This is a genomic window from Komagataeibacter sp. FXV3 (assembly GCF_015155755.1).
Lineage (GTDB): Bacteria > Pseudomonadota > Alphaproteobacteria > Acetobacterales > Acetobacteraceae > Komagataeibacter.
Genome location: NZ_VWPI01000017.1, coordinates 1 through 13,529, shown reverse-complemented (window position 1 = coordinate 13,529; position 13,529 = coordinate 1). Strand labels below are relative to the sequence as shown.

The 13,529-nt window shown below is 64.1% G+C and carries 10 protein-coding genes and 1 pseudogene; 6 read left to right on the top strand and 5 right to left on the bottom strand.

Translation table 11 applies throughout. The features are described 5' to 3' along the window. A pseudogene (locus F1542_RS01690) lies at window positions 1-213 on the top strand (hypothetical protein); the annotation flags it as partial. A gap of 14 nt (window positions 214-227) precedes the next feature. Here F1542_RS01690 and F1542_RS01685 read toward each other — a convergent pair. Next, window positions 228-1,130: a LysR substrate-binding domain-containing protein gene (locus tag F1542_RS01685; protein WP_193731495.1), complete on the bottom strand. Its 903-nt coding sequence runs from the start codon at window positions 1,128-1,130 to the stop codon at window positions 228-230. 348 nt (window positions 1,131-1,478) lie between these two features. Between F1542_RS01685 and F1542_RS01680 the strand changes: the two genes are divergently transcribed. The 5 genes from F1542_RS01680 to F1542_RS01660 all read left to right on the top strand — a co-directional run bounded on the left by F1542_RS01680 (window position 1,479) and on the right by F1542_RS01660 (window position 10,189). Beyond that, on the top strand, window positions 1,479-2,432 hold the full coding sequence (locus F1542_RS01680) for a LysR substrate-binding domain-containing protein (protein WP_193731494.1): 954 nt from the start codon (window positions 1,479-1,481) through the stop codon (window positions 2,430-2,432). 107 nt (window positions 2,433-2,539) lie between these two features. After that, entirely contained in the window at window positions 2,540-3,826 is a 1,287-nt protein-coding gene (gene gabT / locus F1542_RS01675; protein WP_193731493.1) for a 4-aminobutyrate--2-oxoglutarate transaminase, read from the top strand. Window positions 3,827-3,867: 41 nt separating this feature from the next. Continuing rightward, window positions 3,868-5,337 carry an NAD-dependent succinate-semialdehyde dehydrogenase gene (locus F1542_RS01670; protein ID WP_193731492.1) on the top strand — a complete coding sequence of 490 codons (1,470 nt, stop codon included), beginning with the start codon at window positions 3,868-3,870 and terminating at the stop codon, window positions 5,335-5,337. 87 nt (window positions 5,338-5,424) lie between these two features. Continuing rightward, the gene (locus F1542_RS01665; RefSeq protein ID WP_227672383.1) at window positions 5,425-6,684 is read left to right on the top strand and encodes a DNA repair exonuclease; all 1,260 of its coding nucleotides are present in this window, start codon (window positions 5,425-5,427) and stop codon (window positions 6,682-6,684) included. After that, window positions 6,671-10,189, top strand: coding sequence for a YhaN family protein (locus F1542_RS01660; protein WP_193731491.1), 3,519 nt, complete (start codon window positions 6,671-6,673; stop codon window positions 10,187-10,189). Before F1542_RS01665 ends, F1542_RS01660 begins: the two co-directional genes overlap by 14 nt. Before the next feature lie 129 nt (window positions 10,190-10,318). On the opposite strand, the gene F1542_RS01655 is transcribed toward F1542_RS01660, so the two are convergent. The 4 genes from F1542_RS01655 to nadA all read right to left on the bottom strand — a co-directional run. Next, window positions 10,319-10,789 carry a hypothetical protein gene (locus tag F1542_RS01655; protein ID WP_193731490.1) on the bottom strand — a complete coding sequence of 157 codons (471 nt, stop codon included), beginning with the start codon at window positions 10,787-10,789 and terminating at the stop codon, window positions 10,319-10,321. 40 nt (window positions 10,790-10,829) lie between these two features. Next, complete coding sequence (gene nadC / locus F1542_RS01650) at window positions 10,830-11,684, bottom strand: carboxylating nicotinate-nucleotide diphosphorylase (protein ID WP_193731489.1); 855 nt, start codon at window positions 11,682-11,684, stop codon at window positions 10,830-10,832. Further along, a complete protein-coding gene (locus F1542_RS01645) occupies window positions 11,681-13,240 on the bottom strand; it encodes an L-aspartate oxidase (protein ID WP_193731488.1) in 1,560 nt (519 codons plus the stop codon). The genes nadC and F1542_RS01645 overlap by 4 nt, the downstream gene beginning before the upstream one ends. Then, on the bottom strand, window positions 13,237-13,529 hold a 293-nt coding region (gene nadA, locus F1542_RS01640; protein ID WP_193731487.1), incomplete at its 5' end, for a quinolinate synthase NadA. The genes nadA and F1542_RS01645, both read right to left, overlap by 4 nt.

The window sequence follows — 13,529 nt, the reverse complement described above, 5'->3', positions numbered from 1 at the left end:
TCCATACCCCCCACACCCCCATTGGCGCATTTCGCCCCGCTGCCCGGCTCCGACCGGCCCATCGGCATGTCATCCCCGACGGGATATGAACATGGGCAGACCGGCAGTCGTGACATGCCCACCCCCACGGATGACAATGACGCGCGGCAGGACTGGAATGCCTTCCAGCAGGCTGAACGGCAGGTGCTGCGCAACATGCACCGCACGCCCTGACCGGACACCCGTATTCAGCCAACCGCAAAAATGTCGCGCATGTCCATATGGCTGGCAATTTCCCATACCCGCGCCGTCAGCGCGGTCGGCAAGGACTGGGTCAGGCGCACCAGCCCGACCTCCGGCACGCTACAGGGTCCAAGCGGGCGGACCTGCAGGCGACAATGCCCGGTATGGGTTGGCAGCGCCATGACCGGCAATATGCTGGCCAGCCGCCCCGCCAGCAGTTCCGCATACAGCACTTCCAGCGAATTTGTTTCCAGCACCACGGTGGGCGTCACCCCCGCCCCCCTGAACGCGGCATCCACGATCTGGCGCGTACGCATTTCGGGACTGAGCAGGCACAGGGGCAGATCGGCCAGAGTACCCCACTCACGTCGCCCCGTGGGCAGGACAATGGGCTCGGCCGCCACCAGCACGTGCTGCTCCGTAAAAAGCGGCAGGACGTCAAAGGGCGCATCGGACGCGATCTGGTCCAGATAGACCAGCCCCAGGTCAAGCTGCTGCTGGCGCAGGCGATGGATGGTATCCGCGCATGACCCGATACGGACCTGCAGGTGCAGGCCGGGAATGGCGCTGCGGAAGCTTTCCAGCAACAGGGGGATGGCCTGCATCCCCGGCGGCATGGCCCCGATGGACAGCGTGCCCCCCGCCACTTCCTGCGCGAAAGCCGCTTCCTGCCGCAATCCGTCCAGTGCCGCCAGCGTCTGGCGCGCCCAAGCCAGCACCCGCCGCCCTTCATCCGTCAGGCCGTTGAAACGCCGGGTGCGGCGGATGATGGTAATACCCAGCTCGGCTTCAAGCTGGCGTATCGCCGCAGACAGTGCGGGCTGCGAGACACCGCAGCTTTCCGCCGCGCGGGAAAAATGCTGATAACGGTCAAGGGCTATCAGGTAGGTCAACTGCCGCAGAAACACACTACATCCGTCCAGACAAGAAACATCACCGTCTTATCCGACAACCAAGACATTCACCAGTGACTGTCCGAATGCCCCTGCCATGGGAAGGGGAACGATCCACCTTGCCATGAACTACCGCGCCGCCTGCAGGATCCCGGCCCAGCAATCACCGGATTTAAAATACCTTTCTGATGGAAACAGAAATTATCGGGCATCCCCTTTATCCCGGAAAGACAGTGTTTTCTGAAGCTTTTTGAAAAAACGCTTCACCAGAAACTTTCCCATGATCAGCAGGCGGTCCCGGCAGCGGGATTGCGCGATCATGCTGTTTTTGATCCGGCCCGTTCATGCTAGCATCAACACCGTATGGAATGGCGCTACCACATCCCGCCGCTTGCGGCCCTCAACGCCTTTGTGGCCTATGCGCGCACCGGCGGCATCCGTCGTGCTGCGGCCGCACTGGGGGTGGATCATGCCGTGGTCAGCCGCCACCTGCGCGACCTGGAAAACAGCCTTGGCGTCGCCCTGCGCAACCGCAGCGAAGGTGGCCTGACACCCGAAGGGCATGATTACCATACCCGCATTGCCCCCCTGCTGGATGGGCTTGCCCGCGCCACGGCGGACATACGCGGGCAGATGCCACAGGTAACCCTGACGTGCTCGCACGGGATCGCCTATCACTGGCTGCTGCCACGGCTGGCCAGTTTCCGGCAGACCTATCCCGGTGTGGACCTGATGCTGCGTCCCGTTGATTCCGACTGCCGGTTTGATCCCGACCGGATCGACACCGTGCTGCATGCCGATATCCGCTACATCAACGACCATAACGCCGCCCCCATCGCACCGCGCGTACGCGCCCTGCCGATTGCGCGGCCGCCGGTTTTCCCGGTCGCAAGCCCGGCCTGCCTGCAGCGCCTTGCCCATCCGCTGCGCAAGGCCGCTGACCTGCTGCACGCCCCGCTGCTGATTGAAGACAATGATACGGAATGGCGGCTGTGGTTTGCGGGACAGTCGGTCGCGGTCGCGCACGTGGCCGGATGCAGCCGGTTATGGCAGGCGCATCTGGCGCTGGCGGCGGCGCGCGCGGGCGAAGGGATCGCACTGGCCAATGCCTACCTGCTGCAAGATGACCTGCAGACCGGTCGCCTGGTCCGGGTCACCACTACGGACATCCCGCTGCATGATGTCTCGCTGGGGGCCTATGTCCTGCGCGCGACGGAACAGGCATGGCAGGCGCGGCCAATGGTGATGCTGCGCACATGGCTGGAAGCGCAACTGCATGCGGATAAAGCGGAAGTGGTGACATCCAGTCACCATTGATCGCTTAAAAAGCGCCTCCCCACCCTGTTGCGAACCCGTTACGTGGAACATGACCGAAACGGCTGTACCCACAGCCCCCATGTACCCCACAGGGATGAAAACAGGCCATGACACTGACCAACAAGGATCTTCTTGCCCGCCGCAACCACGCCGTACCGCGCGGGGTGGCGACATCCACCCCTGTTTTCGCCGACCGGGCCGAAAATGCCGAACTGTGGGATGTGGAAGGTCGCCGCTACGTTGATTTCGCCGGTGGCATTGCCGTGCTGAACGTGGGCCACCGCCACCCGAAGGTGCTGGAAGCCGTGCGCGCGCAGCTTGACCGTTTCACGCATACCGCGTTTCAGGTCTCGGCGTATGAGCCGTATATCGCGCTGGCGGAAAAGCTGAATGCACTGGCCCCGTTTGAAGGTCCGGCCAAGACCATTTTCTTCTCCACCGGGGGGGAGGCGACGGAAAACGCGGTGAAGATCGCGCGCGCGGCCACCGGGCGCAACGGCATCATCGCCTTTACCGGCGGGTTCCATGGCCGCACGCTGCTGGCATCGGCCATGACGGGCAAGGTCAAGCCATACAAGGCCCCGTTCGGCACCCTGCCGGGTGAAGTCTATCATCTGCCCTTCCCTGACGGGGAAGAGGTGAAAGTGGCGGACACGCTGCGCATGCTGGACTTCCTGTTCGCCGCCGATCTGCCGGCATCCAGCGTCGCCGCCATCATTATCGAACCCGTGCAGGGCGAAGGCGGCTTCCGCGTGGCGCCTACCGAACTGCTGGTTGCCCTGCGCCGCATCTGTGACGAACACGGCATCAAGCTGGTGGCCGACGAAGTGCAGAGCGGCTTCGCCCGCACAGGTCGCCTGTTCGGCATCGAACATTCCGGCGTGCAGCCTGATCTTGTCTCTGTTGCAAAGTCCATGGGCGGTGGCCTGCCGCTTTCGGGCGTGATCGGGCGCGCGGAACTTATGGACGCGGTTGGCCCCGGCGGTCTGGGCGGCACCTATGGCGGTGCGCCGCTGGCCTGTGCGGCGGGTCTGGCGGTGCTGGACATCATCCGCGATGAAAAGCTGGTGGAACGCGCCAACACGATTGGTGAAAGCCTGCGTCGCCACATTGACCGCCTGCATGCCAACACAAAACTCCTGCCCGTCAGCCGCGCACGTGGCCTGGGTGCGATGATCGCCTTCGACATCCTGGAAGAACACGGCAAGCCGGGCGTACGCGCGGGCGCCGCCGCCGCGATCTGCGCGCGGGCGTGTGAAAAGGGGCTGATCCTGCTGTCCTGTGGCACGCAAGGCGCGACCATCCGTATTCTTGTACCATTGACGGCATCGGATGAGATCATTGATGAAGGGATGAAAATCATCGAGCAGGTTCTGGCAGAATCCTTAGCCTGAACCTGTCCAAACCGCCCGACCGCAATGTACCGGAGACCGAAATGACCGTACACCTTTCCAATACATCCCTGTTCCGCAAGGATGCGTTCATTAACGGGACATGGTGCCCCGCGGCGGGCGGCGCACGCCGTCCCGTACATAACCCCGCCACCGGTGCCGTCGTGGCGGAGGTGGCCGAATGCGGCGCGCAGGATGTCACCCACGCCGTTGCCGCCGCCGTTACGGCACAGGCGGAATGGCGCAACCGCACCGGGGCGCAGCGGCAGGTGATCCTGACGCGCTGGCATGACCTGGTGATGGACAATGTCGATGACCTCGCCACCCTGATCGTGACCGAACAGGGCAAGCCCCGCGCGGAAGCGGCGGGCGAGATCCGTTATGCCGCAAGTTTCCTGCTGTGGTTTGCAGCCGAGGCCATGCGCGCCTATGGCGATGTCATTCCGCCGACCAACCCGGCCACCCGGCTGAGCGTGATCCGCCAGCCCGTGGGCGTATGTGCCGCGATCACGCCATGGAACTTTCCCGCCGCCATGATCACCCGCAAGGCCGGGCCCGCACTGGCCGCCGGCTGCGCCATGATCATCAAGCCGTCGGAAGACACGCCGCTGACGGCACTCGCCCTAGCGGAACTGGCACACCAGGCGGGCGTGCCTGCCGGTCTGCTGCAGGTGCTGCCCGGTGATGGCGTGACACTGGGCAAGGCGCTGTGCGCCAGCCCCGATATCCGCAAGCTGTCCTTTACGGGGTCCACGCAGGTCGGGCGGATCCTGATGGCGCAGTCGGCCCCCACGCTCAAGCGCCTGTCGCTGGAACTGGGTGGCAACGCGCCCTTCATCGTATTTGACGATGCGCATATCGAACAGGCGATCAAAAGCGCCATCGCCGCCAAATACCGCAATGCCGGCCAGACCTGCGTCTGCGCCAACCGCATTCTGGTGCAGGATGGCATTTATGACGAATTCGCCACCCGCTTCGCCCGCGTGGTGGAAAAGCTGCAGGTGGGACCGGGCAGCGATCCTGACTCCATCATCGGGCCGCTGATCAGCGCAAAGGCGCGCGACAAGGTGGAAGAACACGTCAATGACGCGGTATCGCACGGTGCCACCGTCATGTGCGGCGGCGCGCGCGATAATGCGGGCGAACTGTTCTATCGTCCCACCGTGCTGCGTGACGCAACCCCGGCCATGCGTATCGCGCATGAAGAAACCTTCGGCCCCGTGGCCCCGCTGTTCCGCTTCCATACGGAAGCCGAGGCCATCGCCATGGCCAATGACACGGAATACGGTCTGGCCGCCTATTTCTTCACCCGCGACCATGCCCGCGCCTACCGCGTGGCCGAAGCGCTGGAATACGGCATGGTGGGCCACAATACCGGCCTGATTTCCAACGAAGTCGCCCCCTTTGGCGGCATCAAGCAGTCCGGCATGGGGCGCGAGGGATCGCGCTATGGCATGGATGAATACATGGAAATGAAGTATATTTGCACCGATATCACCGACCATACGGCCTGACCGGTACGCAAGGCATGCCCCTCCCCTTCCGGACACGAGGGGGAAGGGGTGCATTTACTTACGCTTTCAATGGATTACGATGGCGGCATGGACGAATTCCGTTTCCTTCATGCCGCCGACCTGCATCTGGACAGCCCACTGCTGGGGCTGACGGAAAAATCGGGCGAATATGCCCGCCTGATCGCCGATGCCTCGCGTCGTGCCTTCAATGACATGGTCGACCTGGCCATCCGGACCGAATGCCGCTTTGTCGTGCTGGCGGGCGACGTGTTTGATGGTGACCTGCGCGATACGCAGTGTGGCCTGTTCTTCATCAACGGCATGGCCCGGCTGCAGCAGGCGGACATTCGCGTTTTCATGATCCTTGGTAATCATGATGCGGAAAACCGTTTCGCCAGACACCTGCATATAACGGACAACGTCCACCTGTTCGCCACCAGCAAGGCCGAAACCTGCGTCATGGAGGATCTGGGGGTTGCCGTGCATGGCCGCAGCTTTGGCCGCCGTGACGTAACCGACAATATCGCGCGCAAATACCCCGCCCCCATGCCCGGCCTGTTCAACATCGGCATCCTGCACACCGCCTGCCAGGGGCGGGAGGGGCATGAAACCTACGCCCCCTGCACGGTGGAGCAACTGGTCAACCATGGCTACCAGTACTGGGCGCTGGGCCATGTCCACACCCGCGAAATCCTACATGAAGACCCATACGTGGTTTACGCGGGCAACCTGCAGGGACGCCACGCGCGTGAAGCCGGGCCGAAGGGCGCATCACTGGTCACGGTGCGTGGCGGGGATGTCGCATCCGTGGACCATCAGGTGCTTGACGCCGTGCGCTGGGCCAGTGAGGTCGTGGACCTGACCCATGCCGCAACGTCGGCCGACATGACCGGGTGCATCCGCCGCGCAGGCCAGGACCTGATCGCGCAGGCACAGGGGCGGCCGATTGCCCTGCGGCTGGAACTGGTCGGCGCAAGCCCGCTGCATGCCCACCTGATCCGTGACACGCATGACATACAGTTGGAAATCGAGGCGATCCTGGCCAGCCTGTCCGATGAGATATGGCTTGAACGCCTGAAAATCCATACCCGCCCGCCCGTGCGTCCTGCCGTTCTGGACCGCTCCACCGGCGGCCGGATCGCGGCCGACATACGACAGGCGGCCACACCGGAGGCCTTGCAGGCGGAACTGTCCGATATCCTGAAAATCGTAATGGAACGCGTGCCCGCCCAGGCGCGGACGGATGAAATGCGGGAAAGCATTCTCAACGACGTGCCGGCACGTGCGGTCGACCTTGCCCTGTCGCTGGTGGAAAACCCGGAGGGCAGCGACAATGCGCATCAGTAACTTCCGCATTGTCAAATATGGCGGCATTGCCGACCTTGACCTTGATTTCGGGGATGGCCGCGGCCTGCACGTCATCCATGGCCCCAATGAGGCTGGCAAGAGCACCTGCCTGTCCGCCCTGTCGGATTTCCTGTTCGGCGTTCCCAACCTGTCAACTGCCGGGGCCATGTTTGGCAATGCGCAGATCCGGCTGGATGCGCAGGTGCGGCTTGATGACGGTCAGTTACTGGAACTGAGCCGCCACAAGGGCCGCAAGAACACCTTGCAGGACCCGGATCACAACGCGGTGCCGGACAGCGTGCTGGCACGGCCACTAGGGGCGATGACGCGTGAACGCTTTGCCGCGCTGTTCGGGCTGAATGACGAAACCCTGCGTTCCGGTGGTGCGGCACTGCTGCGGGCGAACGGGGATATCGGCCGTCTGATCGTGGAAGCCGGTGGCGGCCTGCGCGCCCTTGTGGAACGGCTGGAGGCAATCGACGCACGCCGCAATGCCCTGTTCACCCCGCGACGTGGGGTAGAACGCGCGTTCTACCGGGCGCTGGATGACTTCAACGCCGCAAGGGACAGCCTGAGGGAAGCCTCGCTCGGCCATGACGCCTATACCGAACACTGTCGCCTGCGTGACGAAGCCCGCCAGCAGAAAACTGACATAAGCCATGAACAGGACGAACTGCGCCGCCTGCACGCCCACTACGAACGGCTGGAAAAAGCCGTACCCGTGCTGCGCGACATCAGTCGGCTGCACGATGAACTGAGCGCACAGGCCGATCTTGCCGCACTACCCGCGGGCATGGCGACCGCCATCACCACCGCGCTGGAAGCATGCGACGCGGCCACGACCCGCCATGAGGCTGCCGTGGCGCAGGCCACGCAATTGCGGCAGCAGACGGCCATCTCCCCGGTGCAGGTTGCCCTTGCCACCCTGCGCGATCCCATCATGCAGGCCATCCGCCTTGGCCAGACCGTCCGCCAGCATCGTGCGCAGAAGGCCGCGCAGGACGAAAAATGGCGCGGCATAGATGAAAGCCTGGCCAGCCTACGCCAGCGGCTGGGCAAGGGTGCGGACGCCGATCTGTACCAGTCCATGCCAGACCGTACGGTTCTGGACGGTATCCGCGTAATGGCTGACACACAGGCCCGATGGCGCAACCAGCACGACAATCTGGAACAGGAAGTCCGCAAGACGGACCTTGCCATTGCGCAGAAACAGCGCCGCATGGATAGCCTGCGGGCCGCCGGTCACAACCTGGCACTGCATGAAGACACGGCCCCCTTTGCTGCCCTGCCCACGGAAATGAAGCGGCTGGCGCTACGTACTGCAACACTGGACCAGCGTCAGGCCAGCCTTGCGGCACAGGTGCAGGCACTGGGGGCGGATACGGTGGACCAGTTGCGCCACCTGCCCTGCCCCACGGCCGATGGCGTGCAGCATATCACGCAGGCCCAGCATAAACTGCGCATTGAACACGACCGTCTGGCCAGCACGCTGGCGGCGGAACGCGAACGCCTGACCACGTTGCAGCCCCAGCTTGCGCGACTGGAACAGGCAGGCAGTTCCATAACACCGGACATGCTGGCAACCGCACGCGCGCAGCGTGATACGCTGTGGCAGGAAATCCGCGCGACCTACCTGCATCCCGACCATGACACGCCCGTGCCCACACGCCAGGTCCGTGCCGTGGCGCTGGACGCCGCCATGGAACGGGCAGACAGCCTGTCGGCACAGTTGATGGCACAGGCGGACCGTATTGCCCGGATCGAGGGGCTGCGCCACGACATCAGCCACTGCATGGAAAAAATTGCCTTCCATGACCACAATCGGGCCGAGGTGAAAAAGCAGCTTACCCGCCAGTGGCAGGAATTCATCGCCCCTTTCCCCGCCCTGCAATCCCGTGCCGCAACACCCGAAGCCCTGCTGGCATTCATACAGCAGCGCGCGCAGGTACTGACTGACGCCGAACAGGTCGCAGCCGAACGGGCGACACTGGCAGAAGAACGCATTCGCCCCGATGCGGTGCGCGATCGGCTGCGGCGGCTGGCCGGGCGGCTGGGGATTGATCCCGCGCTGGACCTGCCTGCCTGCGTTGAAGCCACCACCGCCGCCATGCGTGTGCATGCCAGCGGGCATGAAGAATACGGCAGGTTGCAGCGTGAACTGGATGAACTGCTCCCGCTACAGGCACAGTTGCGCCAGCAGGGCACGGACCTGACCGCCGCCCGGCAGGCATGGCAGCAGCAATGGGCCAGCGCCATGCAGGCCATCGGCCTTCCGACAGACGCCCTGCCCGATGTCGCGCGTGACCTTGCAACCGAATGGGCGGCGGCCCCCGCGCATATCGAACGGCTGGCGGAACTGCATGAAACCCGCGCGCAGGCCCACACGACCGAGCAGGCGCTGGCGCAGGTTCTCGACACCATGCGGCAGCACCTGCCGCTGCCACAGGACGGGGTGGCGGCGGCCGAGGAACTGGACCGCCAGTGGCAGGCCGCGGAAAAAGCCCGGCATCAGCGCGAAGCCCTGCAACCGGCGCTGGCTGCGGCCAATCAGGATGTGATCGATAGCGAAGCCAGCCTGTCGCACGCCCGCACAGCCATTGATGCGCTGATGATCCGTACGCATACCGACAGCATGGACACCCTGCGCCAGCTTGCTGCCCGGCTGGCTCACCGCGACCGGCTGGACCACGACCATGCGCAGGCGCGCGACACCCTGTCACGCATGACGGACGGACAGTCCGCCGCCGAACTGGAACGTGCGCTGGATGGACGTGACCTGCCGGAACTGAAGGCGGAAATAGCAGGGATCCATGACCGCCTGGCTGACCTGCAACGCCTGCGTGACAACGCCGTACGTGCTGAACAGGAACAGGACATGGCGCTGCGTGCATTCGAACACAACACGGATGCCCAGCAGGCCGCTGCACGACGCGAGGCCGCCATTGCCAGCCTGCACCAGATTGTGGAGGAATATTCCCGGCTGACCCTGACCCGCAAACTGATCGCCGATGCGATTGACCGTGTGCGGGCGGCGCAGCAGGATCCGCTGGTCACGCGCGCGGGGCAGTTCCTGTCCCTTGCCACGCTGGGGGCCTTTACCGGCATCAGGACGGAACTTGATGCGCATGATGAACCGGTTGTGCATGGCGTGCGCCACGACGGCAGCACCGTACCGGTCATGATGATGAGTGCGGGCACCCGCGACCAGCTTTTCCTGGCCTTTCGGCTGGCCAGCGTGGAAACCTACTGTAAATCAGCCGAATCCCTGCCCTTCATCGCTGATGACCTATTGGTCCAGTTCGATGACGCCCGCAGCCTGGGCACCCTGCGGGTACTGGCTGATTTTGCCCGTACAACACAGGTACTGCTGTTTACCCACCATGACAGCATACGCGACATGACCCGCGCCCTGCGCGACGAAATGCGTGACGGGGATGTCCGCATCAACCTGCAGGAACTACCCCGCGCGCCCATTGCGGAACCTGTTGCAATGATGGAAAAATGATACTGGGGACAGGATCAGGATAGAAAATAATAAAAGTTTACGGGTGCCGCCTTTTCCCAAAAAGGCGGCGTTTCCCGAGGCTTTTTGAAAAAATCTTCACCAGAAAATTTCTTATGCCTTACCGGCTTTTTACCAGTTCCGCGGCCCCGGCATCATCTGCCTGCGCTGCTGATCCTGCTGCTGTTCCATCTGGAAACGCTGCTGGCGTAGCTGTTCGTCCTGCTGCTGGAACTGCTGGCGCATCTGCTGTTCCTGCTGCTGTTGCTGCATACGGAACTGTTCACGCTGGTGGGCGACCTGTTCACGGCCACCGGGCTGGTTGCCCATCTGGCGTTCCTGCTGGTCCAGTTGCATCTGCTGCTGGCGGAACTGCTGCTGCATCTGTTGCATCTGCTGGTCACGCTGCATATGCATCTGTTGTTCCTGCTGGCGCATCTGCATCTGCTGTTGCCCGAACTGCTGTTGCATCTGCTGCATCTGCTGGGCGCGCTGCTGCGCCTGCTGCATGTCGGGCTGGGCCTGCGCGCCCACCGCCATGATGGTGGTTCCCAGCAGCAGTGCGCACAGATAACCCGCGCGGGTGGTCGTGGTGGACGCCATGGTGGTTCTCCCCTGTATGAACGGCTTCCTTCCTACAGGATCATGGCTGGTAATCCAGCCCGATATCCATGACGCGCACGGTATGGGTCAGCCAGCCAAGGGAAATCAGGTCCACCCCGGCCTGCGCCACGGCGGTGACGGTCTGGGGGGTTATCCCGCCTGAGGCTTCGGTCACGGCGCGGCCGTCTACAATGCGCACGGCCTCACGCAATACGTCGGGCGGCATGTTATCCAGCAGGAAGACATCAACGCCGCCGGTCTCCAGCCCCTCGCGCAGCTGGGCCAGTGTATCGACCTCCAGCTCGATCCGCACCAGATGTCCCGCGGCATGACGCGCGCGCTGCACCGCAGGTGTGATCCCGCCGGCAAAGGCGATATGATTGTCCTTGATCAGGATGGCATCATCCAGCCCGAAGCGGTGGTTGCTGCCGCCCCCGGCCCGGACCGCGTATTTCTGGATCGCCCGCAGGCCGGGCATGGTCTTGCGCGTGCAGGTGATGCTGGCGCGATAGGGGCGGACCAGTTCCACCAGCTGCGCCGTGGCGGTGGCGATGCCGCTAAGGTGCGAGAGGAAATTAAGCCCCACCCGTTCCCCCGACAGGATGCCGCGTGCGGGACCCCGCACGGAGGCAAGACGCATGCCACGTGTCACTGCCTGACCATCATGCACATGCGGTTCAAACACGATGCGCGGATCCATGAGCGCAAAGGACAGCCGCGCCATGTCCAGCCCGGCAATCACCCCGTCCTGCCGTGCGGCCAGCACGGCGGAAACGACGGCATCCCCGTCCACGATCACCGCATCGGTCGTCAGATCGCCCGCGCGCCCCAGATCCTCCAGCAGGCCCGCACGCACGAGCGGTTCCAGCATGATGTCTGGCAGGGAATGGATCATGAGGGCATTCTTTCATTCAGGGCCGGGGAAAACGTATCACGCATTTCCGCCAGCCGGGCGTGGATATCCGTCAGGCTGAAGCGCGACGGCGTGGCCATGGCCCCGGCATGGGGATAGTCACTACGGAAATGGCCACCCCGGCTTTCATGCCGCGACAGGGCGGCAAGCAGGATCGCGGCACAGACCAGCCCGCCATCCGTATTTACGATGGACATGACCTGTTTCAGACCATTGCGCAGGTCTTCACCCGTACGGATCACCCCGGCATGGCGGCTCATGACCCGCCGCAGGTGCAACGATGCGGGCAACGGGGCCGGACCGGACGGAAAAAGTGAAACATCAGGCAAGGTTGTGGCCTGCGGCAGGCCGTCGTCCATCTGCGGGCCGATCCATGTGCCGAAGGCCACGGCTTCCAGCAGGGAATTGCTGGCCAGCCGGTTGGCGCCATGCAGGCCGGTACACGCGACCTCCCCTGCCGCCCACAGACCCGTGACCCCGGTGCGCCCCATATGGTCCACCACGATGCCGCCCATATGGTAGTGGGCTGCGGGGCGCACGGGGATCGGCTGCGTCGCGGGATCAATGCCATGGGCCGCGCATAGCGCGGATATGGCGGGAAAATGTCGTGAAAAGGCCGCACCAAGCGCCGTGCGGGCATCCAGATAAACGCTGTGGCCGTCCACTATGTGACGCCAGACCGCGCGGGAGACACTGTCACGGGTGGCGAGTTCATCGGTAAAGCGTTCACCGGTCTCATCAATCAGGGTCGCACCTTCACCCCGCACGGCCTCACTGACCAGGGACAGGCGCTGCCCTTCCGGTCCGGCGGAAAGCGCGGTGGGATGGAACTGCACGAATTCCATGTTGCCCAGCACGGCACCCGCGCGCGCGGCCATGGCAAGGCCACTGCCCGTGACGCCAGCGGGATTGGTGGTGTCGGCAAACAGGCCACCCACCCCACCCGTAGCCAGCACGACGGCCGGGGTGGACAGCGTGACGGTCCGCCCGCCAGCAACAAGCACGCACCCCACAACCCTACTGTCACGTATCAGCAGATCATGCGCGTGGGCATGTTCCACCACCGTTATGCGCGGGGTCTGCCGCACGCAGGCGACCAGCGCGCGCATGATGGTGGCCCCGGTGGCGTCCTCCCCCGCATGCACGATGCGCCGCCGCCCGTGGGCTGCTTCCAGCCCCAGTTGCAGGCTGCCATTGGCCTGCCTGTCCCACTGCACACCCAGACCGGCCAGACGTTCAATCACGGCCGGGGCTGCCGCCGTTACGCGATCGACCACCGTGGCGTCACATAATCCCGCCCCCGCCGCCAGCGTATCCGCCGCATGCAGCGCGGGCGTGTCGTCAGCACCCATGGCCGCCGCCATGCCGCCCTGCGCCAGCATGCTGGCGGCAAGGGGGGGACGTATTTCATCCAGCCGCCCCGGACAGACCAGCACGCACGGACGCATGGTAGACAGCGCGGTCATGACGCCCGCCAGCCCGCCACCGATGATCAGCGGTTGTCCGGCAAGCTGGCCCAGCGGCGGAAGGGAGGTCATATCGCCAGCATGCGTTCAACGGCGCGGCGGCCGCGACTGGCCAGTTCCGGGTCCAGCGTGACCTCATGCGTCATGTTTTCCAGCGCGTGGCGGATATTGGACAGGGTAATACGCTTCATGTGCGGGCACATGTTGCACGGGCGCACGAATTCGGTCTGGGGATACTGCACCGCAAGGTTGTCGCTCATGGAACATTCGGTAACCAGCAGGATGCGGCTGCCGGTATGTTCGCGCACGAAATCACCCATCATGGCGGTGGAGCCACTGAAATCGGACACCGCCACCACTT